Origin of the sequence: Rhodospirillum sp. A1_3_36 (assembly GCF_047263945.1) — a bacterium.
Classification (GTDB): domain Bacteria; phylum Pseudomonadota; class Alphaproteobacteria; order Rhodospirillales; family Rhodospirillaceae; genus Rhodospirillum.
Genome location: NZ_JBLAVB010000003.1, coordinates 215,771 through 239,614, shown reverse-complemented (window position 1 = coordinate 239,614; position 23,844 = coordinate 215,771). Strand labels below are relative to the sequence as shown.

Annotated in this window: 20 protein-coding genes and 1 pseudogene; 14 read left to right on the top strand and 7 right to left on the bottom strand. The window is 60.6% G+C overall.

Features of this window, described 5'->3' with window-relative positions; translation table 11 throughout:
* Positions 1–40: 40 nt before the first annotated feature.
* Both ACLIRY_RS08645 and ACLIRY_RS08640 read right to left on the bottom strand, forming a co-directional pair.
* Entirely contained in the window at positions 41–991 is a 951-nt protein-coding gene (locus ACLIRY_RS08645) for an ArdC family protein (protein WP_413204978.1), read from the bottom strand.
* A 204-nt stretch (positions 992–1,195) separates the two neighbouring features.
* On the bottom strand, positions 1,196–1,966 hold the full coding sequence (locus ACLIRY_RS08640) for a hypothetical protein (RefSeq protein WP_413204977.1): 771 nt from the start codon (positions 1,964–1,966) through the stop codon (positions 1,196–1,198).
* Between the two features lie 415 nt (positions 1,967–2,381).
* On the opposite strand from ACLIRY_RS08640, the gene ACLIRY_RS08635 reads away from it, so the two are divergent.
* From ACLIRY_RS08635 to ACLIRY_RS08605, 7 genes are all read left to right on the top strand, one after another.
* A complete protein-coding gene (locus tag ACLIRY_RS08635) occupies positions 2,382–2,588 on the top strand; it encodes a ribbon-helix-helix domain-containing protein (RefSeq protein ID WP_413204976.1) in 207 nt (68 codons plus the stop codon).
* Positions 2,585–5,797, top strand: a complete 3,213-nt coding sequence (locus ACLIRY_RS08630; protein WP_413204975.1) for a helicase-related protein — start codon at positions 2,585–2,587, stop codon at positions 5,795–5,797. The genes ACLIRY_RS08635 and ACLIRY_RS08630 overlap by 4 nt, the downstream gene beginning before the upstream one ends.
* On the top strand, positions 5,794–6,564 hold the full coding sequence (locus ACLIRY_RS08625) for a DUF4391 domain-containing protein (protein WP_413204974.1): 771 nt from the start codon (positions 5,794–5,796) through the stop codon (positions 6,562–6,564). The genes ACLIRY_RS08630 and ACLIRY_RS08625 overlap by 4 nt, the downstream gene beginning before the upstream one ends.
* An 18-nt stretch (positions 6,565–6,582) precedes the next feature.
* A complete protein-coding gene (locus tag ACLIRY_RS08620) occupies positions 6,583–8,475 on the top strand; it encodes a site-specific DNA-methyltransferase (protein ID WP_413204973.1) in 1,893 nt (630 codons plus the stop codon).
* The gene (locus ACLIRY_RS08615; RefSeq protein WP_413204972.1) at positions 8,475–8,999 is read left to right on the top strand and encodes a gamma-glutamylcyclotransferase family protein; all 525 of its coding nucleotides are present in this window, start codon (positions 8,475–8,477) and stop codon (positions 8,997–8,999) included. Before ACLIRY_RS08620 ends, ACLIRY_RS08615 begins: the two co-directional genes overlap by 1 nt.
* A complete protein-coding gene (locus ACLIRY_RS08610) occupies positions 8,996–11,986 on the top strand; it encodes a type III restriction-modification system endonuclease (RefSeq protein ID WP_413204971.1) in 2,991 nt (996 codons plus the stop codon). The genes ACLIRY_RS08615 and ACLIRY_RS08610 overlap by 4 nt, the downstream gene beginning before the upstream one ends.
* Positions 11,987–12,424: 438 nt before the next feature.
* On the top strand, positions 12,425–12,556 hold the full coding sequence (locus ACLIRY_RS08605) for a hypothetical protein (RefSeq protein ID WP_413204970.1): 132 nt from the start codon (positions 12,425–12,427) through the stop codon (positions 12,554–12,556).
* 41 nt (positions 12,557–12,597) lie between these two features.
* On the opposite strand, the gene ACLIRY_RS08600 is transcribed toward ACLIRY_RS08605, so the two are convergent.
* Together ACLIRY_RS08600 and ACLIRY_RS08595 are read right to left on the bottom strand one after the other, a co-directional pair.
* On the bottom strand, positions 12,598–13,296 hold the full coding sequence (locus tag ACLIRY_RS08600; protein WP_413204969.1) for a dienelactone hydrolase family protein: 699 nt from the start codon (positions 13,294–13,296) through the stop codon (positions 12,598–12,600).
* Between the two features lie 50 nt (positions 13,297–13,346).
* Complete coding sequence (locus tag ACLIRY_RS08595) at positions 13,347–14,111, bottom strand: type 1 glutamine amidotransferase domain-containing protein (protein ID WP_413204968.1); 765 nt, start codon at positions 14,109–14,111, stop codon at positions 13,347–13,349.
* A 103-nt stretch (positions 14,112–14,214) separates the two neighbouring features.
* Here ACLIRY_RS08595 and ACLIRY_RS08590 point away from each other — a divergent pair, with 103 nt between their 5' ends.
* Entirely contained in the window at positions 14,215–15,108 is an 894-nt protein-coding gene (locus tag ACLIRY_RS08590; RefSeq protein ID WP_413204967.1) for a LysR family transcriptional regulator, read from the top strand.
* Between the two features lie 14 nt (positions 15,109–15,122).
* Here ACLIRY_RS08590 and ACLIRY_RS08585 read toward each other — a convergent pair.
* Together ACLIRY_RS08585 and ubiG are read right to left on the bottom strand one after the other, a co-directional pair.
* A pseudogene (locus ACLIRY_RS08585) lies at positions 15,123–15,317 on the bottom strand (transposase); the annotation flags it as partial.
* Positions 15,318–15,336: 19 nt separating this feature from the next.
* Positions 15,337–16,107, bottom strand: a complete 771-nt coding sequence (ubiG, locus tag ACLIRY_RS08580) for a bifunctional 2-polyprenyl-6-hydroxyphenol methylase/3-demethylubiquinol 3-O-methyltransferase UbiG (protein WP_413204966.1) — start codon at positions 16,105–16,107, stop codon at positions 15,337–15,339.
* Positions 16,108–16,144: 37 nt separating this feature from the next.
* On the opposite strand from ubiG, the gene ACLIRY_RS08575 reads away from it, so the two are divergent.
* The 6 genes from ACLIRY_RS08575 (at position 16,145) to modC (ending at position 23,134) form a co-directional block, all read left to right on the top strand.
* The gene (locus ACLIRY_RS08575) at positions 16,145–16,423 is read left to right on the top strand and encodes a hypothetical protein (RefSeq protein ID WP_413204965.1); all 279 of its coding nucleotides are present in this window, start codon (positions 16,145–16,147) and stop codon (positions 16,421–16,423) included.
* A gap of 21 nt (positions 16,424–16,444) precedes the next feature.
* Complete coding sequence (locus tag ACLIRY_RS08570; RefSeq protein WP_413204964.1) at positions 16,445–17,665, top strand: aspartate kinase; 1,221 nt, start codon at positions 16,445–16,447, stop codon at positions 17,663–17,665.
* Positions 17,666–17,722: 57 nt separating this feature from the next.
* Positions 17,723–18,784 (top strand): NAD(P)H-dependent flavin oxidoreductase, encoded by a 1,062-nt coding sequence (locus ACLIRY_RS08565; RefSeq protein WP_413204963.1) that lies wholly within the window; start codon positions 17,723–17,725, stop codon positions 18,782–18,784.
* A gap of 43 nt (positions 18,785–18,827) precedes the next feature.
* A complete protein-coding gene (ptsP, locus tag ACLIRY_RS08560; RefSeq protein ID WP_413204962.1) occupies positions 18,828–21,095 on the top strand; it encodes a phosphoenolpyruvate--protein phosphotransferase in 2,268 nt (755 codons plus the stop codon).
* Positions 21,096–21,283: 188 nt separating this feature from the next.
* A complete protein-coding gene (modB, locus tag ACLIRY_RS08555; RefSeq protein ID WP_413204961.1) occupies positions 21,284–21,982 on the top strand; it encodes a molybdate ABC transporter permease subunit in 699 nt (232 codons plus the stop codon).
* A gap of 18 nt (positions 21,983–22,000) precedes the next feature.
* Positions 22,001–23,134: a molybdenum ABC transporter ATP-binding protein gene (modC, locus tag ACLIRY_RS08550; protein WP_413204960.1), complete on the top strand. Its 1,134-nt coding sequence runs from the start codon at positions 22,001–22,003 to the stop codon at positions 23,132–23,134.
* A 54-nt stretch (positions 23,135–23,188) separates the two neighbouring features.
* On the opposite strand, the gene rpsD is transcribed toward modC, so the two are convergent.
* Positions 23,189–23,803 (bottom strand): 30S ribosomal protein S4, encoded by a 615-nt coding sequence (gene rpsD, locus ACLIRY_RS08545; protein ID WP_413204959.1) that lies wholly within the window; start codon positions 23,801–23,803, stop codon positions 23,189–23,191.
* Positions 23,804–23,844: the final 41 nt, after the last annotated feature.

Below are 23,844 nucleotides of genomic sequence, written 5' to 3'. Positions count from 1 at the left end.
CCGGAAACCCGCGTCGTCGCCTTTCCGGCTTTCAGGATGGTCATGCCGCTTCCCGATCGTCGCCAGGGACGCCCGCAACGGTGTCAGGCAGGTGAGCGAGCAGCCAGTCGGCTGCCTTGCTCGCCTGGGAGGCCGCGCGGACGATGGCGCGGTTGTCCTCACGCAGCACCTCGAGCCAGGAGCCGATGTAGTCGGCGTGACGGACGGTGGGCGTGATGCCGAGCGAGGCGCAGCAGAAGGCTGCGTTGATCTCGGCAATCAGTTCCTCGAAGGCGTATGTCTTCGAACCGAAGGAGCCGGAGAAATCGCGGTTCAGGCGCGAGGCGTGGCCCGTCGCGTGCCCCATCTCATGCAGGGCCGTCCTGTGCCAATTGATCGGTTCGAAATACGCCTGGGGCGGCGGCACCTGCACATAATCGTGTGCGGGCACATAGAAGGCGCGGTCGCCGCCGATGCGGAAGTCGATGCCGGTCGCCCGGATCAGCGCCTCGACCTGTGGTTCGATGAGGCTGGGCGGAGGCGGTAGGGCCACGATGGAGACATCTTCCGGCAGCCCGTCGCATTGCGCTGAATTGAACACCGTGAAGCGCTTGAGGAACGGGATTGCGGCCGCTTCCTCGCCGGTCTCGCGGGCGCGGCGCTTTTCGTTCTCCGGGGTGAAGCGATCGGCATAGACGACGGTCGTGCCGCGTTCGCCCCTGCGGACATTGCCCCCGAGTGACAGGGCCTGGCGGAAGGTCAACCAGCTCTGGCCGGGGAAGCCGTGCTGGATCACGGCGCCCCAGAGGATCAGGACATTGATTCCCGAATAATGCCGTCCGGTCGTGGCGTTCCTCGGCATGGCGAGGGGCGCATTGGCCGCGACGGTGCCCCAGGGTTGGACCCAAGGGAAGCGGCCCGCTTCCAGCTCGGCGATGATTTTGCCGGTGATGTCATCGTAAAGGCTTGTCCGGTCGGAGCCGGCACGCCCGCTGCGGTCATTTCTGAACATCGCGGTTCTCCGCGACGGGCGCCGGAGACCTCTTCTCCAGTCCTCAACCCGTCACGGGAAACCCGTCCGTACTCTCACTCTCGGGGGCGTTGCGGGGTTCTCGCCGCAGAAGGGGTCGGCCGAGAACAGGACTTGGCCGCAGGGGAAGGCTTTCCCCACAAATCTTGTGAGGGCTGATCCCGTTGGCGGTGGGGTGACGATGGCCTAAGCGCCCTTGGTCTCGAGCCATTTTCGGAGATGCTCAACGCGCCAAGCCAGTAGTGTCCTAGTGTCCTGATCCCAGCGTTGAAGTAGGCCGGTGACGACCGCATCCTCGGGCGTCCATTGGCCACCTTGCTGGGTCACTTCAACATAACGGGTGTTCCAGACCAGCGATCCGCTGAAACCTCCGGCGTTCTCGATTTTCATTTCTGCTGCCGCCTCGGTCGTGGTTTGGCTGGTTAGTTCGGTGTTTTCCGGCTCCCAGAAGAGTTCGAAGACTTGATCATCCCCTCTCATCTCCTTTTCTTGGGTGGCGTAACCGGTTCCGTTGGTTTGATGAACGTTGAATGCGTAGTGGCTGTTTTCCCCAGAGAAGCCACGAAAGAAAAGGATTTCTGCCCGATCAGCCGGTGCGTGATACCACGCAAATCGGTCGTACGAGATGGGCTCCGCTTGATGGGGGCAAGCCGCCCAAGCTAAATCGGTGATAGGAGCAAAAGCAGCATCAATGGGATGCTTGTCCATCGTCCACGGTCCTCGGTGCTCGAAAACGTCCTCATTGCCGTTGAAGCGGTAATGCATCGGCTGGATCCGAGCGACATGTTCACAGGTGATTAAAAGCCGGTGGTTCTTCCGCACGACGTAGGAACCAGTACCCACCAGGCGGACGCTTAGCGGGTTTTCTGTACCCAACGGTGTCACGAAGGGACGAGTGTGGACGAGCATGTCGTCCGAAACTTTGTCGCAGATTGTCTTCCACTGTTGAGGTGTCATTCTTGGCCGGTTCCCTCTACTAAAGTACTGGTCGCGTTCGGAAGCAGATCGCAGATTACGGATTTGCGAGGTGCCCCCGAAATTCAACATTGGCGCGCACGTGATCGCATGGCTCCTCAGCGACATACTCGGGTCCGAGATAATGTAATCCGCCAGCAAAACTAAACGTGTGGCTGCGGTATATTCCGCTTTCATGCTGCTCTCGTTTGCCCTTAATGCTTGTATATAGCAGCGAACACCGTTTACGTCTGCGGATCGCCACATATACACGTTGCCATTTTTAGGCGTAGATAGACTGGGTGGGCTCACAGTTTGGAGGTTCGGCCTTCAACACCAATCTGATGAATAATGCATCACTGTGTTGAGAAGCGGTGCATATGTCGATAGGGTGCGATAATGAATCGAGGGGAAATGGATGACCGAACGTCCACGCAAGGCAACGAGGCTGACAGTTAGTCTGGAAGAGCAAGATTATCAGACGCTGTCGCAGATCGCGCTATCAAGGGACGCCTCTGTTTCGTGGGTAATCCGACAGGCAATCCGCCAATTTATCGAAAGCTCGTCCGAAGTTCACCACCCATTTTCTAAGCCTCATATGCCTCGAAAGGATGGAGACGTATGAGGCTCGTCAGAAACAGCGCGACGGATCGTGGCGTCGACAGGTTGCGCGAATGGCTCGATCAGGGCGCCTTCATAGACATCGTTTCTCCGACTTTTTCGCTCCCTGCTTTTGCGGAGCTTCGCGGCGTTCTTGATGGAATAGAGCGATGCCGATTGCTGCTTGGAGAGGCCGGTTCCATTCTTCCCGGTCTTCTGGGCAGCGAAGCTGACATCGTCTTTCGCGGGCAACTTCAAGGTCGATGGCTCGCCCGTCTCGTCGCCGATTGGGCGCGGAAGCGGGTTGAAATTAGGCACACCCGCCGGTCGCCGCCCCAGTCGCTGATACTCGTCAACGGCAAACCAGACTTTCGCCGGGCCATGGTCGGGACATGCTCATTCACGACCGACGGTCTTGGTGTAACCCCGAGCGGCCGTCTGGGGTTGATTCAAGCGACAGAGTCGAATGCCGAGACTGCTGATTTCGAAGAATGGTTTCGCTCGAATTGGGAGGATATCGAAGAGAATTCATCGGCAAAGGAAGGCTTCTTGAAGGCGCTGGAGGAAGTTGCTTCGCCACGGGCGCCGTCGCTCGTGTATTTCCAGATGCTCTATCAGATGTTTAAGGACCTTGGCGATGAACTGGACGAAGAGCGGATCATCAAGTCCGCGACCGGCATTCGCGATACTGTCGTCTGGAAAAAGCTATTCCGGTTTCAGCGCGATGGCGTAACCGGAGCCATCGACAAGTTGGAACGCATTGGCGGCTGCATCATAGCCGACAGCGTCGGTCTCGGCAAAACCTTCGAGGCGCTTGCTGTTATCAAATACTACGAGTTGCGGAACGACCGTGTGCTGGTGCTTTGCCCAAAGCGGTTGCGGGATAACTGGACTCTTTACAAGGCCAACGACCGCCGCAATGTGCTTGCGCCCGACCGGCTGCACTACGATGTTCTCAATCATACCGATTTGTCGCGCGATGGCGGCCTTTCCGGCGATATCGATCTCAGCCACGTCAATTGGGGCAATTACGATCTGGTCGTGATCGACGAGTCGCACAACTTCCGCAACAAGCCGACGCATAAGGATCGTGACACCCGCTACGATCACCTGATGAAGCGGATCATTCAGTCTGGCGTAAAAACCAAGGTTCTGATGTTGTCGGCGACGCCGGTGAACAACCGGCTTGCGGACCTGAAGAACCAGATCGCCTTTGTGACGGAGGGCAATGATGTCGCGCTGGCGAGCCATGGCATTTCGAGCATCGAGGCGACGATCCGCAAGGCCCAGGGTCAATTCAATCGCTGGCTTGATCTGGGCGAGACCGAACGCCGACCCGCCCGCCTGATGGACATGCTCGGCTTCGACTATTTCAAACTGCTCGACATGCTGACCATCGCTCGGTCGCGCAAGCATGTGCAGCGATATTATGGAACATCCGAGACTGGCCAATTCCCGGATCGATTGCCGCCGGTGAACATCAAGGCTGATGTCGATCTTGCCGGCGCCTTCCGCCCGATCCGCGAAATCAACAACGAAATTCGCCGCCTGACCCTAGGCGCCTACGCACCTCTTCGTTACGTCCTGCAGCACAAGCAGGCGGCCTATGATGAGAAGTACAGCACCAAAATTCGCGGTGGCGAAAGCTTTTTCAGGCAGGTCGACCGAGAAGAAAGCCTCATTCACCTGTTGCGGGTGAACATTCTCAAACGGATGGAAAGCTCGGTTGCATCATTCGCGCTGACTATTGAGCGCCAGCTCAAGGATGTGGAGGCTTTGCTCGCTAAGATCGACGCACACGACGATTCCGTCGAGGAAACACCTATCGATGACATCGATGTGGATGATCCAGCCTTCGAAGCGCTGCTGGTCGGCCGCAAGGTCAAGGTGCTGCTGCAAGACGTCGATCGTGTCCGCTGGCGGCAAGACCTTGTCGAAGACCGCGATCGCCTCGGCGCACTGTTGGCTGCCGCGCGCCTTGTGATGCCGGATAGCGATGCGAAGCTGGCTGAACTGAAGCGGATCATCTCCGACAAGGTACGTGCGCCGATCAACCCGGACAACCGAAAGATTTTGCTGTTCACGGCCTTCGCCGACACCGCGGACTATCTTTATCGCAACCTTGCGGATTGGGCACGCGATACGCTCGGTGTGCATAGCGCTGTCGTCAGCGGCACCGGCTCGAACCGGACAACGATGCCCGGCGTGCGCGGAGACATGAGCGGCATTTTGAGCGCGTTTTCGCCTCGCTCCAAGGAGCGTCCCGTCGAACTCGCCGCCGAAGGCGAGATCGACATCCTGATCGCGACGGACTGTATTTCCGAAGGCCAAAACCTTCAGGACTGCGACTTTCTCATCAATTACGACATCCACTGGAACCCTGTCAGGATCATCCAGCGCTTCGGGCGTGTGGACCGTATCGGTTCGCAGAATACGAAAATCCAGCTTGTCAATTTCTGGCCCAACATGGAGCTGGATGAATATCTCGATCTTGAATCTCGCGTCAGCGGGCGCATGATTCTGCTCGACGTGTCGGCGACTGGCGAGGAGAACGTCATCGAATTCCAGGCCGGCAACCAGATGAACGATCTCGAATACAGGCGCGCCCAGCTCCAGAAGTTGCAGGATGCGGTGATCGACCTTGAGGATCTGTCGAGCGGCGTCTCGATCGCTGACCTCACCCTCAACGATTTCCGCATCGACCTCGCAGGCTATCTGCGCGCCAACCGAGACCGCCTCGACGCGCTCCCGCTCGGAACCTATGCTGTCACCGAGGCGCCTGCCGACGGGGAGAACCCCATCCCTCCCGGCGTCATCTTCTGTCTGCGCGCGGTAGGCGAGGCTGCGGGCCTGGTGGCGGAGCCGGATTATCCGCTGGCGCCGCATTATGTCGTCCATGTTGGCGACGACGGTGAAGTTCTACTGCCTTATACTCAGGCCAAGCAGGTGCTCGACAGGCTCAAAAAGCTCAGCCTCGGCCAAGACGAGCCCGATCAAGGCGTTTACACGCGCTTCGATAAGGCGACGCGGTCGGGCCGCGACATGGAGCCTTATCGTAAACTGCTGGCGCGCGCGATCAGTAGCCTCGTCGGCAAACGCGAGGAGCGCGCGGTCGCCAGCCTGTTTCAGATGGGCGGCACCCACGCAATGAAAGGCGAGTTTGCCGGGATCAACGATTTCGAGGTGGTAGCCTTTCTAGTCGCCCTGGCTCCAGCCGCGAAGGGGGCGTCATGACGGCAATGTCAGCTACAGCCGTGCTTGTGTCGGCTCTCGATCTTCCGCCCGGCGCGCGGGTCGATGCGCGCGTACCCAAGAAAATGCTCGTCGAACAGGGCGCGCCGACGGCCGCTGACAAGCGTGCGATCCAGGATGGGGTCGAGGAGATCCAATGGCTCGCCGCCCTCAAGCCCAATACTGTTGCCATCCCAGCCTTTGCAGACGAGGTTCGCGATTATGCTGAGATCGCCGTCATCGTCGCGATTTTTCGTGCCGAAGCGCGCGCCGCTCGTCTGACCGAGCTGGTCCACCGCGCCATTCCCTATCCGGTGCTGCTAATCAGCGCAGATAGCAGTGGTGTTGCCATATCCGTCGCGCCCAAGCGTGCGGCGCAGAACGAGGGCGGCAAGGTCGTGGTGGAGCGGGTGGTCGCGGTGAGCGGCCTTGATCCAATCGTACCGCCGGAGACGGAGCGCGCCTTCATGGATAGTCTGGCGCTGGGGAACCAGCCCTCGCGAAATCTTCTGACGGTCTATGAAGGGTGGTTGGCTCGGATCGAGGCGCTGGCGGCAGCACGGTTGTCAGGTAACTATGTGGCGAACGACGATGGCTCTGCAATTGAGCGCCGTCGCGCCGCGCTCGAAAGGCTTGCGCAACTGGCGCGCGATATCGCCGGGCTGCGAGTGAAGGCGGGCCGCGAAAAGCAACTCAATCGCCGTGTCGACCTCAACATCGAGATCCAGCGTCTTGAACAGGCGATGACGGCTCAAAAACAATATCTCTGAGAACGGATACTTATTGCGATGACCACCATTCCTCCTATTAGCCCGAACGATCCGGAATCAAAGAGCGCCGACATTGTCGCCGGCAATGTTGAAGCGTTGAAGTCGCTGTTCCCCGACGCTTTCAACGAAGGCAAGATCGATTTCGATGTGCTGAAGGGGCTGCTCGGCGGCGTGGTGGACGAGCGTGACGAGAAATACGGACTGAATTGGCACGGCAAACGCCGTGCGCGGCAGATCGCGCTGACGCCATCGACCGGGACGCTCTTGCCCCGCCCGGGCGAAAGCGTTGAATGGGACACCACGCAGAATTTGATGATCGAGGGCGATAACCTCGAAGTCCTCAAGCTTTTACAGAAGAGCTACGCCGGAAAGGTGAAGCTCATCTACATCGACCCGCCATACAATTCTGGTGGCGACTTTGTTTACCCAGACGATTTCTCCGACAGCATCAAGAACTATCTAGAACTCACTGGTCAGGTGGCCGACGGTAAAAAGCTCAGCACCAATACCGAGGCGTCTGGCCGCTTCCACACTGATTGGCTGAGCATGATGTATCCACGCCTCAAGCTCGCAAAGTCTCTGCTGGGAAGAGACGGTTTAATTTTCATCAGCATCGATGATGGGGAGTTGCCGACTCTTCGTCTCGCGATGGACGACATATTCGGGGAGGAAAGCTTCTTAGCCACCTTCATCTGGAAGAGCCGTCAGAATAAGGACAACCGCTCAGTCACTGGAGCGTCAATCGACCACGAGTACATCGTTGCTTATGGCAACAAGATTCGCGGATCACAAAGAAATGTAGCGCAGTACTCAAATCCTGACGGCGATCCGCGAGGCGATTGGTCAAGCGCAAACATGGTTGGAATTGCTACTGCTGACCGCAGGCCTAACCTTCATTACGACCTGATCAATCCAGCTACGGGCATAAACTACGGATGCCCTGACATGGGTTGGCGCTACGACAGGACAACCATGGCTCGGCTTATCGCCGAGGACAGGATTCTGTGGCCAACGACGGCTGACGGGCGTCCTCGTCGCAAAGCATTTATAAGCGAACTTGAATCCGAGTTTACAGGTTTCTCTACCGTCATAGGAGAAGCACTTTTCACACGTGATGGCACCGCCGACATAGATGGCCTCTTCGAGTCGCGGATTTTTAGCTTTCCAAAGCCAGTCGAGCTTATTCGCACGTTAATCGAACAGGCAACTTTTGGTAACGACATTGTCCTTGATTTCTTTGCAGGATCAGGAACAACGGCCCATGCAACAATGCTTCAAAACGCGGCCGACAACAGTGCGCGCCGTTTCATCACAGTGCAGCTTCCCGAACCCCTCGATCCTGGGAATCGGGACCAAAAGACAGCGGCTGATTTTTGCACCAAGCTAGGTAGGCCTCAAAATATTGCCGAACTGACAAAGGAGCGGCTACTTCGCGCAGGGAAAAAGATTAGCGCCGACAATCCCGACTTCGCGGGCGATACCGGCTTTCGTGTCTTCAAGCTCGCCTCGTCAAACATCCGCGCCTGGGAGCCCAACGCGGACGATCTTGAAGACAGCCTGCTGAAGAACGCCGAGCATCTCGTGCAAGGCCGCAAGGAGCAGGACGTTCTCTATGAGCTGTTGCTCAAGCTCGGCCTTGATCTCTGTGTTCCGATCGAGACCAAGACCATTGCGGGCAAGGCTGTCCATTCTATAGGCGGAGGAGCGCTGATCGCCTGCCTTGCCGACGGCCTGACCAAGGACGTGATAGAGCCTCTTGCCACCGGCATCGTCGAATGGCGGGCGGCGCTGGCGCCTGCGGTGGATACCCGCGTCGTGTTCAAGGATTCGGGTTTCGCCGACGACATCGCCAAGACCAACATGGCGGCGATTCTGAATCAGAACGGTATCACCGACGTAAGGAGCTTGTGATGGGCGCCGATACGTTTCTCTATTTCGCCTATGGCTCGAACATGCTGAGCGCGCGACTGCGGGCGCCAGAGCGTTGCCCTTCGGCGTGTGCACTTGGCGTTGCCGAACTGCGCGGTTACGAATTGCGCTGGCACAAGCGCAGCAAGAAGGACCATTCTGGCAAGTGCGATATTGTTGCCAGCGACGTTTCCGGTGCGGCGATTTTCGGCGTGCTCTATGAGATCGCGAATGATGAGAGGGCCGCGCTCGACCGCGAGGAAGGCCTGAACAAGGGCTATAATGCCATCGAGCCAACCGTCATTTTCGGCGGCTCGCTGTTAACGGTACGAAGCTATCAAGCGTCGATCATCGATCCCGCGCTTCGTCCCTATACTTGGTATCGCGCCTTCGTAATTGCTGGGGCAAAAGAACATGGCCTACCGGCGTCCTATATTGCCGGTCTGGAATCGGTGGCCGCCGACGAAGACGCCGACCGTGATCGCCACGACAAGAATATCGGCCTGATCGCGGGGATGCCGGCATGAAACTGCATTTTGAACCCGATCTGGACTACCAGAAGCGCGCCATCGAGTCTGTTGCCGACCTGTTTCGCGGCCAGGAGATCAACCGGACAGAGTTCACCGTGACGCGGCAAAGTGCTGGCGGCATTCAAGGTGAGCTTGGTCTCGTCGAAAGTGAGCTTGGCATCGGCAATCGGTTGACGCTGCTGGATGACGAGATCGTTGCCAACCTGAAGGACATCCAGCTCCGCAACGGCCTTGCGCCGTCGATGGCGCTGACCTCCGGCGATTTCACCGTCGAAATGGAGACCGGCACCGGCAAGACCTACGTTTACCTGCGGACGATCTTTGAGCTGAACAAGCTCTATGGCTTCACCAAATTCGTGATCGTGGTGCCCTCGGTCGCGATCAAGGAAGGCGTCTACAAGACGCTGCAAATCACCGAGGAGCATTTCAAGGGGCTCTATTCCGGCCAGCCCTTCGACTATTTCCTCTACGATTCCGGCAAGCTTGGCCAGGTGCGCAATTTCGCCACCAGCCCGAACATCCAGATCATGGTCGTGACGGTCGGCGCGATCAACAAGAAGGACGTGAACAACCTCTATAAGGATAGCGAGAAGACCGGTGGCGAGCGGCCGATCGACCTCATCCGCGCGACCCGGCCAGTCGTGATCGTGGACGAACCGCAGAGCGTCGATGGAGCCTTGGGCGGCGGCAAAGGTAAGCAGGCACTCGATGACATGAACCCGCTTTGCACACTGCGCTATTCGGCGACCCACGTAGACAAGCACCACATGGTGTTTCGCCTCGACGCTGTCGACGCCTACGAGCGCAAGCTGGTCAAGCAGATCGAGGTCGCTTCGCTGGAAGTGGAGGGCGGCCACAACAAGGCCTATGTCCGCTTCGTCTCCGCCAGCAACGCCAAGGGGACCATCACCGCGCGCGTCGAAATCGACGTGCTCGACGGCAAGCAGGTGCGCCGCCAGGAGGTGACGGTTCAAGATGGCGACGATCTGGAGGAACTGACCAAGCGCGCGATCTATGCTGATTGCCGTATCGGTGAGATCCGCGCCGGACGCGACAATCAGCTCCTGGAGGTGAAGCTGCCGGGCGACGAGAAGTTTCTCGTGCCCGGTCAGTTCGTCGGTGGTGTCGATGATGAAGCGCTGAAGCGTCTGATGATCCGCCGCACCATCCACGAGCATCTGGTGAAGGAAACGCGCCTTGCGCCGTTGGGTATCAAGGTGCTCAGCCTATTCTTCATCGACGCGGTCGAAAATTACCGTGCCTATGACGCCGACGGTAATCCCGTAAAGGGCAAATATGCCCGGATTTTCGAAGAAGAATATCGTCGCGCGGCGAAGCTTCCCGAATTTGTCAGCCTGTTCAAGGAAGTCGATCTGACCTCGGAAGCTGAAGAGGTTCATGACGGCTATTTCTCGATCGACAAGGCTCGCCGCTGGACAGACACGGCGGAAAACAATCAGTCGGCACGGGATAATGCGGAACGCGCCTACAGCTTGATTATGAAGGATAAGGAAAAGCTGCTCGGCTTCGAGACGAAGCTGAAGTTCATTTTCTCCCATTCGGCGTTGAAAGAGGGCTGGGACAATCCCAACGTCTTCCAGATCTGCGCACTTCGCGAGATCGGGACGGAGCGAGAGCGCCGTCAGACCATTGGTCGCGGGCTGCGGCTTTGCGTCAACCAGAAGGGCGAACGCCTGCGTGGTTTCGACATCAATACGCTGACCGTGATCGCTACCGAGAGCTATGAGGAGTTCGCCGAGAACCTGCAAAAGGAAATCGAGAAAGACACAGGCTTCAAGTTTGGCATCGTTGAGAAGCACCAATTTGCCGCCATCCCGGTGGTGAATGCTGACGGCTCGACTGGAATGCTGGGTTTTGAGGAGTCGGCCGCTATATTCGACCACCTGAAAGCCGAGGGCTTCGTCGATGCCAAGGGCAAGGTGCAAGATACGCTCCGGACCGCTCTGAAGGACGGAACGCTGGCGTTGCCGGCAGCGCTCGCTCCCCATTTGGGAGCGGTTCGCGACGTGCTGAAGAAGGTCGCCGGGAAGCTCGATATCAAGAATGCCGATGAACGCGTCACAGTGAAAACACGGCAGGCTATTTTGGAGAGTGTCGAATTCCAGGCGCTTTGGGATCGTATCAAGCACAAGACGACCTACCGCGTTCACTTCGACAACGAAAAGCTGATAGCGGACTGCGCCAAGGCTATCGCCAATGGACCGCCGGTATCGAAAGCCCGCGTGCGGATCAGAAAGGCCGATCTGTCCATCGGTCAGGGTGGTGTTCAAGCCAAGGAGCACGACAAGAATAGCGGGACGATCGTCACGATAGAGGAAGGCGATATCGCCCTTCCGGACGTTCTGACCGACCTTCAGGACCGGACGCAGCTAACCCGCAGGAGCCTCGTCCGCATTCTGACTGAGTGCGGGCGTCTTACGGACTTCAAGCGCAACCCGCAGGCCTTCATTGAGATCGCCGGCGAGGTGATTAATCGGACCAAGAGGCTGGCCGTTGTCGACGGCATCAAATACCAGCGGATCGGCGACAAGCATTATTACGCGCAAGAGCTTTTCGCGCAGGAGGAACTTACCGGCTACCTGCGCAACATGCTCAAGGATACGCAGAAGTCTGTCTTCGAACATGTGGTCTACGACTCCGGCGGCATCGAGAGGACATTTGCCGAGCAGCTAGAAAAGAACGAAGCGGTGAAGGTCTACGCCAAGCTTCCGGGCTGGTTCAAGGTGCCGACACCGCTCGGGACGTACAATCCCGACTGGGCGGTTTTGGTCGAAGCCAGTGGTGAAGAGCGCCTGTATTTCGTCGTAGAGACCAAAGGCAGTCTCTTTGTCGATGATTTGCGCGACATTGAAGCTGGCAAGATTGCGTGCGGCGAGGCGCACTTCAGTGCGCTTGCCTCTGGTCCGAATCCCGCTCGGTATATCAAGGCCAGAACTATTGATGACCTAATGAATGAAACCTAAGACAAAAAGTGGGGAGGCCTGATGAGTGGCTCGTCAGGCCATTTAACGGGAAGCAATGACCGTGGCGTATTTTGAGCATGACAAATCTATGTGTAGATGGTAGTACTATGGCGTATTGGATGCGATATGCACGTTGTTCGGTGCATAGTTTCAATGTTCCGTCTGTTGATGATAGTCCCCGAAGTATCATTTCGGCTGACTATTTGAAAAACCCTTGAAAATCAAAAGCGTAGAATTTCGCCGGTTTTGACGACGGTCGTTTTTATGCACAGAAATATTTATTATTTTGATTTCAATGACTTGATATACTTGTTAATAATCGAGTGGGAATGATTCTGACCCATCCGAATCTATTCGAAACTCCGCCATCGGTCGCCATACCCAATTGATCAGAAAAGCCGAATCGACCGGTCTCCGGCGGAGAGGAGTGCAGCAAATATGGCCCCGTCGCCGAGCCCCCCCCCCCGCTGCCCCATCCACGGCGAGGTCACCCTTGATGAGGCCAAGGCCCTGACCGAAGAGGGAGTTGGCATTTCCCTCCAACCCTGGAGCCGACAGCTACAGAACTGAGGGGCATTCGGGCACCTTACGCTCCCGGAAAGGGGGCCGTTTCAACTGAGTTCCGACGAAAAAAGGGCAAGGACACGCCCCCAGGACTCATCTCGCGCCTCCTGGTCGAAACTGCCTCGCTCATCGCAAAAGAAGCCATGCCCGACCCCCGGGAGGACCACCATCCCGGGCCGCACACCGGTGTCTTCCAAGGCCCGGGCGATCTCCCCGCGCTGGTCTGCGGGAATCAGAGCATCGTCTTCCCCGACAAGAAACAGAAGCGCCGTCCCCCGATCCGCGATGGCTGGCGTCAATGCCAGCGCTGGCTCGGCTCCACCCAGCGGCCCCTCAGAGGTTGTCAACCACCCCGCGTAGAACACTGCAACGGCAGACAGATCCAGACTCGCTGCGGCCAAATAGGCGATCATCCCCCCAACACTGAATCCCGCAAAACCAATTTTCGGTCCCGTATCCTCCCGTTGACGCAAGACGTGAAGAGTTGCGGCCACATCTTCCAGGACGTCGCTCCGGTTCAGCGCGTGGAGCAGATCGAACCCTCTCGCCCGCCCCGCCTCATCATAGGCCAGCTCCAATCCGGCCCCGGTCCGGTGATAAAAGTTAGGCGCAACCGCGACAAAACCCGCTTCGGCGAACCGCTCAACAAGGGACCGGATATGGCCCGTCACCCCGAACAACTCCATGCCAACGATAACGGCGGGATACCGTCCTGGCGCGGCGGGCCGCGCGAGACTGGCGTCCATGATCCCGTTTCCCACGGGAATGGACAGGGTTTCGAGAGGAGAGATCGGCCTCATCGCCCCGCTCTGCCGTCCAGGACCGGCCTGTCGTCGCGGCCCAGACCAAGGCCGAGGGCGGCAAGCGTCAGGCGCGCTGTTTCTCCCGAAGAGGCCGGGTTCTGGCCGGTCACCAAACGACCATCGGCCAGGGCGTGGGGCTGGAAGTCCGGGGCGCTTTCATAACGTCCCCCCAGGGCCCGCAATCGATCCTCCAGAAGAAAGGGCACCTGACCGGTCAATCCGACGGCGGCTTCTTCCCCATTGGAAAACCCCGTGACCCGCCGCCCCTTCACCAGGGACTCCCCCGCCTCATCGCGGGCAGTCACCAAACCCGCCGGGCCGTGGCAGACCGCCGCGACCACCCGGCCCTCCGCCCAGGCTTGACCAAGCAGATCCGCCAAGGTTGTGCTTTCGGGCAAATCCCACATGGTGCCATGGCCACCGGGCAGGAAAACCGCGTCCCAGTCGGCGGCCTCCAGCCCCTCCAGGGGCGAGGTTTTCTCCAGGGCCGCCATGGCCCCCTCATCGGCCAGGAAGCGCTCCACGCTGTCGGGGTTTTCCCCTCTCGCCTTGAGCGACGACGGATCGATGGGGGGCTTGCCTCCCCGAATCGAAGCCAGGGTCACCGCCGCTCCGGCGTCCCGGAAAACAAAGTAGGGTGTGCTCAATTCCTCGAACCAGAGGCCAGTGGGGTGGGCGTCCTCTCCCTCGCCGATCTGTCCTTGACCCATCCGTCCATGAGACGTGACCACCATCAGGATACGGGGTGAATGCGTCATCTCTCGATTCTCCTTGTTTTCGAAGAGGCGCCCAAGGTCGACTGAATCGAGCAAAAAATAAAATCACTCCTTTTTGGGAAAGCCATCAGATAACTTATACCTTATGACTCACCTCACCCATTTACGCACATTCCTTGACGTCTACCGCTCCGGCTCGATCACCCAGGCGGCCCGGCGTCTGGGGATCACCCAACCCGCAGCCTCGGCTCATGTGGCGGCGTTGGAGGAGATAGTGGGACACCCCCTGTTTTTCAGGCGTGCGCGGGGCGTGACGCCCACCCCTGCGGCGGATGATCTCGCCCAGGCCATCGCTGGACATTTGGATGGGATCGAAGCCGCCATGGGCGCGGTCCGGGTCAGGGCCGCGACGGTCACGGGCACAGTTCATGTGATCGGCCCGGCGGAATACCTGTCGGCTCGCGTCGCCGAAACCCTGGCCCCCCTCATCGGGCAAGGCTTGCACCTTCGGATTCAGACGGGGAACCGGACGCAGATCCGGACGGCCCTGGCCGAGGGGCATGTGGACCTGGCTCTTTTGGCCTCGCCTCCCGACGGACCCGGCTGGGGGTTTGCGGAAGTCGGGCGGGAGCGCCTCATCCCCCTGGCCGCCCCCGAGATGGCCAACCGGCTGAAGGGACGCCCCCTCACGGCGGAGCTGTTACGGGAGCTCCCCTGCGTGGCCTACGATGAGTCCCTCCCCCTCATCGGCCCCTTTGTCTCGCAGGTCTTTGGCGTAGAGGCCGACATGACGACGGTGGCGACGGCGCCGGATCTCCGACTCGTCGCTGGGCTCGCACGCTCAGGTGCGGGGTGGACGGTGTTGCCCGATTACCTCTGCGCCGAGGATTTGTCCACTGGACGCCTCACCGCCCTGCCCATTGACGGCCCCGGCCCCGAAAACACCTTGTATCTCGCCTGGAACAAAGCGGCCCTGCGCCACCCCCGGGTCGTTCATGCCCGGGACTTTCTCCTGAACCATGGCCGCTTCCTGCCGTGACGCGGCAACCGATCCTTCTTGGGCAAACCGGTATCGTCGACAATCCAGGCACAGAGGGCACCCTGTCGCGTCATCGCGGGCAAGGCCATCGCCCGCACCGCAGCGAGCATCGCTTCGCTCGATCAGTCGGACTTGGCAACCAAGTGGTGCATCGACTGATGGGGGGCACTCACCCGCCCTGGTTCACCCCGTGCCGCCATCGGTTCGACAGGAGTTTTTCCGCATCCGTTAAGCGGCCTTCTTGGCAAAGAGCATGTAATTGACCGAAACATCCTGGGTCTGGCACCACTCTCCAGTCAGGGGGTTGAAGGTCATTCCGGCCAAATCTGTCACTTCCAACCCCGCGTGGCGCAGCCCCTGGGAGAACTCACTCGGCTTGAGGAACGTCTTCCAGTCGTGGGTTCCCCGAGGCAGCCAACGGAGGATGTATTCCGCACCGACCTTGGCCAGGGCGAGGGATTTGAGGGTCCTGTTCATGGTCGCCCCGGCCATCGCGCCACCCGAGCGGCAAAGGGCACCCACGGAATCCAGGAACAACGTCACGTCGGACACATGTTCCACCACTTCCATGTTCAGGATGGCATCGAATGTCTTGCCTTCGGCAACCAGGTCCTCGGGCATGGCCACACGATAGTCAATGGATAGGCCCGACCGCTCGGCGTGGTTGGCGGCGGTTCCGATATTGCGTTCTGCGGCATCAATTCCCGTGACCGCGAACCCCAGACGGGTGAAGGGCTCGCACAACAGCCCGCCGCCGCAGCCGATGTCCAGCAGGGACAGCCCCGCGAAGGGGCGGGGCTTGGTGATATCCCGACCAAAATGGGCGGCCAAATTATCGCGGATATAAGCGATGCGGATGGGGTTGAACCGGTGCAGGGGCTTGAAGTCCCCTTCTGGATCCCACCAGGCATCGGCCATGGCGCTGAACTTCTCCAGTTCCGCAGCGAGCGCGGTGCCCTGGGATCCCTTGCGAACGACGGTGTCTTGGCTAGCGGTCACAGGAGAACTCCCTTTATAAATGGACTCCACGGGAACAATGGCCATGGGAACAGTGGACAGTGAAACCCGCTTCGGTTTAAGCATACGCGCCCGCACAGGTCTTGGGGAAAAGTGGGCGGAGGCATCCGTTCCAGCCCTCTCCGCGCTTGCGGGTCCGGGCACGCTGCTTTACTACACGGCGCGGGGCGGTCCGGCAACTGGGCGCAACGCGGGGGACCGGTCGCCCGTCCCGTTGTGTCCCGTCACAGGGGTTCCCGTTATCGGGGTCCGAGCCCCCGACAAGCTGGGCAATTGGTATCCGGACCCCATCGACTGACACGAGGAAGGCAGGCACGCCATGGCGCGCATTGTGATGAAATTCGGCGGAACATCCGTCGGGGACGTGGAGCGGATCCGCAATGTGGCCCGACGGGTTAAAGCGGAAGTGGACGCTGGGAATGAGGTGGCCGTCGTGGTCTCGGCCATGTCCGGAGACACCAATCGACTGGTGGGCCTCTGTGATGCCGTCTCCCCCATGTATGACTCCCGGGAATACGACGTTGTTGTCTCCACCGGGGAACAGGTGACCATCGGCCTGTTGGCCATGGCCTTGCAGGATATGGGCACCGAGGCCCGGTCCTGGATGGGGTGGCAGCTTCCGGTCCATACGGACGACGCCCACGGCAAGGCACGAATCGCTTCCATCGACACCACGGTGATTGAGGAGCGGATGGCCATGGGTCAAGTCGCCGTGGTCGCCGGGTTCCAGGGCCTCGGCCCCGACAAGCGGGTCACCACCCTTGGCCGGGGCGGCTCGGATACATCGGCGGTGGCTCTGGCCGCAGCCCTGAAAGCGGATCGTTGCGATATTTATACCGATGTGGACGGCATCTATACCACCGACCCGCGAATCGTCGCGAAGGCCCGTAAACTTGATAAGATCACCTACGAGGAGATGCTGGAACAGGCTTCCCTGGGAGCCAAGGTTCTGCAAACCCGTTCGGTAGAAATGGCGATGAAGCACCGTGTTCGGGTTCAGGTGCTTTCCAGCTTCAGCGACGCCCCCGGAACCCTGGTCTGTGACGAGGATGAGATCGTGGAAAAGGAACTTGTGAGCGGTATCGCTTACAGCAAGGACGAAGCCAAAGTGACCCTGGCAAAGGTCGCCGATCACCCCGGCGTCGCCGCCCGCATCTTTGGCCCCCTGGCCGATGCCAATATCAACGTGGACATGATCGTCCAGAACGTATCAGACGACGGCCAGTCGACGGATGTCACCTTTACCCTCCCACGCGGGGACCTCGTCCGCGCCCTGAAGGTGCTGGAAGATCGACAGGAGGATATCGCCTACAAGGAGCTGATTGCGGACAAGGCCGTCGTGAAAGTTTCGGTCATCGGCGTTGGCATGCGGAGCCATGCCGGTGTCGCCAAGACCATGTTTACCGCCCTGTCGGACAAGGGAATTAACATTCAGGTCATCTCCACCTCCGAGATCAAGGTGTCCGTCCTGATCGCCGAGGAATACATGGAATTGGCCGTGCGCGCCCTGCACACCGCCTATGGCCTGGACGCCGCCTGATCCGGCGGGTCCCGATCCGGTCTAAGAAGGCCAAATCAGGTCTGGGAAGGAAAGACGATGAAGGACACCGAACCGAACGATTGGGCCCATGCCCGCCTGGACTCCCTGTGGTCCCGGGGTAAGGCGTTCCTGGGCGTGGACATGGCCATCCTGGGGGGCGCCATGTCTTGGGTGTCCGAGCGGCATCTCGTCGCGGCTATCTCCTCGGCCGGTGGCTTCGGCGTGCTCGCCTGTGGTTCCATGACGCCCGAGCTGCTGTCCGCCGAGATCGCAGGGACCAAGACCCTGATGGAAAGCGGCGGTGGCCTGATGCCCTTCGGCGTCAACCTGATCACCATGCACCCGGAGCTGGATCGCCTGATCGACGTCTGCGGCGAGCATGGGGTTGGCCATGTGGTGCTGGCGGGGGGGCTGCCCAGCGCCGCCTCCATCAAACGGGCCAAAACACTTGGCGCCAAGGTCATCTGCTTCGCCCCGGCCCTGGCCTTGGCCAGGAAACTGGTGCGCTCCGGCGCCGATGCCCTGGTGATCGAGGGCGCGGAGGCCGGAGGGCATATCGGCCCCGTGGCCACCAGCGTGCTCGCCCAGGAAATCCTGCCCGAGATCACAGAGGTTCCCGTCTTTGTCGCCGGGGGCATCGGTCGGGGCGAGGCCATTGTCTCCTATCTGGAAATGGGTGCGGCTGGTGTACAGCTCGGCACGCGCTTCGTTTGCGCCACCGAATGCATCGCCCACCCCAATTTCAAAAAGGCCTTCCTGCGGGCCAATGCCCGGGATGCGGTCCCCACCGTGCAGATCGACCCCCAGTTCCCGGTGATCCCGGTCCGCGCCCTGACCAACAAGGGCACCCAGGCCTTCATGGCCACCCAGCGCGCCGCCATCGAGAAGGTGCGCACAGGCGAACTGGACCAGAAGGCCGCCCAACTTGAAATCGAGCATTTCTGGGCGGGCGCCTTGCGTCGGGCGGTCATCGATGGCGACGTGGAAAATGGCTCTCTGATGGCCGGTCAGAGCGTCGGTTTGGTGAAAAGCGAACAACCCACCGCCGATATTCTGGCGGACCTGCTGGATCAGGCCGTACAATCCCTGGCCAAACGCGCCACCACCCAAGCCCTTTGATAAAAACCCGCTCGGTTCACCGAGAGGAGGAGGCGAACAGCCCATGCCCAAGGGGGAAAAGGACGCTCGCCGTCTGCTGGGACGTCTGCGCGACGTCATGGCCGGTGGAGGGGGAGCCCAGGACCGACTGAACCGAGTCGTGACCCTGATTGCTCAGGGTCTCGGCACGGACGTGTGTTCCTGCTACGTCATGCGCGCGGGCGAAGTCCTGGAACTCTTCGCCACGGAAGGCCTGTCCCAGGACGCCGTCCACCAGACGCGCATGCGCGTCGGCGAGGGGTTGATCGGCGAGATTGCCGCCAAGGCCCAGCCCCTGATGGCCGCAGACGCCTGGTCCCATCCCAGCTTTTCCTACCGACCGGAAACGGGCGAGGATGTCTACCGCTCCCTCGCGGGTGTCCCCCTGATCCGGGGGGGCAAGGTCATCGGCGTTTTGGCCGTGCAGAACAAGGACAACCGCGACTACCAGGATTTCGAACAGGAGGTCCTGGAAACCGTCGCCATGGTCCTGTCCGAGCTGTTGGCCGGGGCCAAGCTGGTCCATGAACACGAATTGGGGACCGTGGCGGGCAACGCCGTCCTGCCCCTGCGCCTGGAAGGTGCGACGCTGAACCCTGGCATCGGCGTGGGCATCGCCGTTTACCATCAGCCAGAGGTCCATGTGACCCGTCTGCTGGCCGACGATACGGACAGCGAATTGGCGCGCCTGCGCGACGCCCTGCGGGAAATGCGCCGAAGCATCGATTCCATGCTGGCCGAGCAGCGGCACTTGGCCGGAGAATACACCGACGTCCTGGAAACCTTCCGCATGTTCGCCGAGGACAAGGGGTGGGTCGGGCGCATCACCGAACACATCAAGACCGGCCTGTCCGCAGAAGCGGCGGTGCGCAAGGTCGATGACGACATGCGCGCCCGCATGGCCCAGGTCAGCGATCCCTATTTGCGTGAACGCCTCCACGACCTGGAGGATCTGGCCAACCGCCTGCTGCGTCACCTGACCGGCGACGGCTCCACGGCGGCCATGAGCGACCTCCCCGACCATGTGATCCTCATCTGTCGCAGCCTGGGACCGGCGGAACTGCTGGACTATGATCCGTCGCGCCTGCGCGGCGTGATCATGGAAGAAGGCAGCCCAGGCATGCATGCGGTGATCGTCGCCAAGGCGCTCGACATCCCCGTCATCGGTCAGGTGCCAAGCATTTTCCAGCGCGTCGCCCCCCTGGATCCGGTGGTGGTGGATGGCGAGCACGGTCAGGTCTTCGCCCGCCCCGGCGAGGACGTGCGCGGCGCCTTCCTCGATGGCGTCAAGGCCCGCCAGCAAAGGCGCGCCTTCTACCACGCCCTTAAGGACAAACCGCCGATCACCAGGGATGGCAAACGCATCAAGCTGATGATCAACGCCGGTCTGATGATGGACATGGGCAACCTGGCGGAAACCGGCGCGGACGGCGTGGGCCTCTACCGCACGGAAATCCCCTTCATGGCCCGCTCCAGCCTGCCCAGCGTCGACAGCCAGACCCAGTTGTATGGCAAGGTCCTGGAAATGGCCGGGGACAAGCCAGTCACTTTCCGCACCCTGGATGTGGGCGGCGACAAGCTGCTACCCTATTGGCAAAGGGCATCAGAGGACAACCCGGCCCTCGGCTGGCGCTCCATCCGCATCACGCTGGACCGCCCGGCGATCCTCCGCGCCCAGATCCGGGCCCTGATCCGCGCCTCGGGCGGGCGGGAACTGCGCGTCATGTTCCCCATGGTGGCCAATGTGGCCGAATACCGGGCCGCCCGTGCCCTGGTGGACCTGGAATTGGTCCGGGAAGCCGCCCGGGGCACGCGACCGCCCGAACGGGTGCGCGTCGGAACCATGCTGGAGGTGCCCTCCCTGGTTTGGCATCTGCCCGCCCTGTTGAAGGACGGTGTGGATTTTGTCTCCATCGGCAGCAATGACCTGATGCAGTTCACCTTCGCCTCTGACCGGGGCAATCCACGCATAGCCGGACGGTATGACCCCCTCTCGCCCCCGGCACTCTCCCTGCTCAAGCGCATCTTGGATCTGTGCAATGTCGCGGCAGTTCCGGTCTCGCTCTGCGGTGAGATGGCCTCCCGCCCCCTGGAAGCCCTGGCCCTGGCGGCCCTCGGGTTCCGCTTCCTGTCCCTCGCGGCCCCGGGCATGGGTCCCGTGAAGCAGATGCTCCTCTCCACCGACCTGTCAGAGGTGAAACCCTACGTCATGTCGTTGCTGGATCAACCTGACGTATCCGTCCGCAGCAAACTGCGGACCTTCGCCAAGGATCACGGGATTGAACTGGCCTAACCCTCCGACTGAAGGGTGAGAAAGAGAGGTTCGGTGGGCTCCCGCCCACACCCGGCTGGGGAGGATGTCCCCAGACCCCTCTTTTTTTCTTGGGCATAGACTTCTGCACGGATGGACATAAGAGAGGGTCTCCTTATACAGTGGGGGTACTTGCCGCACCGCACCCAGTCCGCCGAAGGAACCCGCGCATGGATGCCCTCCTGCTGACTCCCGCCGAAACCGAAGCCCTCCTTCTCAGTCTTCAGGTGTCCTTTTGGGGCATTCTCGGCAGTTTACCCCCGGGTATTGCCCTGGCTTGGCTGTTGGCCCGGCGGAATTTCCTCGGGAAAACCCTGCTTGATGGCATCATCCATTTGCCTCTCGTCCTGCCGCCGGTGGTCGTGGGCTATCTTCTGCTCATCGGCCTGGGACGCAAGGGAGTAATCGGATCGGTGTTGGACCAGTGGTTCGGCATCGTCCTCGCCTTCAATTGGAAAGGTGCCGCCGTGGCCTCCGCTGTCGTGGCCTTTCCCCTTGTGGTCCGGGCCATCCGGCTCTCCCTGGAGAACGTGGATCAAGGACTGGAAGCCGCAGCCCGCACCCTGGGCGCCGGACCCTGGCGGGTCTTCGCAACCGTCACCTTGCCCCTGGTCGTCCCGGGAATCCTCACCGGATTGATCCTGGGCTTCGCCCGCTGTCTGGGGGAGTTCGGCGCAACCATCACCTTTGTCTCGAACATCCCCGGGCAGACCCGGACCCTGCCCCTGGCCCTCTACACCCAAACCCAAATCCCGGGGGGAGAGGCTGCTGCTGCGCGACTCTGCGTGATCTCGGTGGTGGTGGCCCTGGCCGCCTTGCTTGCTTCAGAACTCCTGGCCCGTCGGGTCAACCGCGCCCTTCAGGGATAGGGAAAGAGAAAGGTCGAGATGCTCGATATCGCCGTTCAACGCCAGCAAGGCGCCCTCGCGCTGGACATCGCCATCCAGGCCGACAAGGGGGTTACCGCCCTGTTCGGACGCTCGGGAGCGGGCAAGACCTCCGTCATCTCCATGGTTGCCGGACTGTCCCAACCCGACCGGGGGCATATCACCGTGGATGGGCGCACGCTTTTCGATTCGGCCAAGCGGATCGACCTGCCCACCCACAAACGGCGTTTGGGCTACGTCTTCCAAGACGGGCGCCTGTTCCCCCACCTGACCGTCCGCCAGAACCTGCATTACGGCATGACCTTGATCCCCGCCGCAGACCGCTTCGTCAAGGAAGAGGACGTGGTGGAGCTGCTGGGCATTGGCCGATTGCTCGACCGCCGCCCTGCCCGCCTATCGGGCGGCGAGAAACAACGGGTCGCCATTGGCCGTGCCCTGCTGGCGAGCCCGCGCATTCTTCTGATGGACGAACCCCTGGCCGCCCTGGACGCCCAGCGCAAGGACGAGGTCCTGCCCTTCATCGCCCGCCTTCCGAAAGCCTTTGACCTGCCGATCCTTTACGTCAGCCACGCCATGGACGAGGTCTTGCGCCTAGCCGATACACTTGTTCTCATCGAGGCGGGAAAGGTCGCGGCAGCCGGACCGGTGGAGGCGGTTTTAGCCCGCCCGGACATCCCGCTTTTCGCAACCCAACGGGACGCAGGCGCGGTGGTGACGGCCCGGGTGCATAGCCACTCTCCGGGCGACGCAACAACCCTCCTCGACAGCCCGGCGGGGCTCCTCAGCGTGCGTCCCGTCAACCTGCCCATAGGCACGCCGACGCGGGTCCGCATCGCTGCGGCGGACATTTCCATCGCCACGGAGCGCCCTCGGGGCATCTCCATCCAAAACATCCTGCCCGCCAAAGTGGTCGGCTTCGAAGAGGCGCCCGACGGTCGGGTCCATGTGGTGCTTGATGCGGGCGGCACGGACGAGACCTGCCGCCTTTGGGCCCGCATCACGCCGCGCGCTCTGCATGACCTTGGGCTGACCCGGGGCATGGCCGTCTTCGCTCTGGTCAAAGCCGTCTCGTTGATCCGCGGAGAAGTGGCGGAACATGAAACCCTTCCGATCTCGACCCCGGTCGGGGAATAAAAAACGGCCCCGAGATCGCTCTCGGGGCCGTTTTCGTCAGATACAGAAGGCACCTTAGCGGGAGTAGAACTCGACCACCAGATTCGGTTCCATCTGGACCGGATAGGGCACGTCCTCGAACTTGGGAACGCGGATGAAGGAGCCCTTCATGCCCTTCGGGTCGAATTCCACGTATTCCGGCACGTCGCGCTCTGCGGACTGTACGGACTCGAGGATCAGGGGCATCTGCTTGGACTTTTCCTTGACCTCGACCACATCGCCTTCCTTCACGCGGTAGGACGCGACGGTAACGCGGGTGCCGTTGACCAGGATGTGCCCATGGCTGATCACCTGGCGAGAGGCGAAAACGGTCGGAACGATCTTCATCCGGTAGACCACGGCGTCGAGGCGGGTCTCCAGGATGGAAATCAGGTTCTCGGAGGTATCACCACGCAGGCTGTTGGCTTCCTCGTAATACTTGCGGAAAGCCTTCTCGCTGATGTTTCCGTAGTAGCCCTTCAGCTTCTGCTTGGCCATCAACTGGGTGCCGAAGTCGGACGGCTTCTTGCGACGCTGACCGTGCTGACCCGGGCCATATTCCCGCTTGTTGATGGGGCTCTTGGGGCGACCCCAGAGGTTGACGCCAAGGCGCCGGTCAATCTTATGCTTCGAATTAAGGCGTTTGCCCATACGACTGTCTCACCATCTAGTGGTTGTTGTTGGTTCATGTC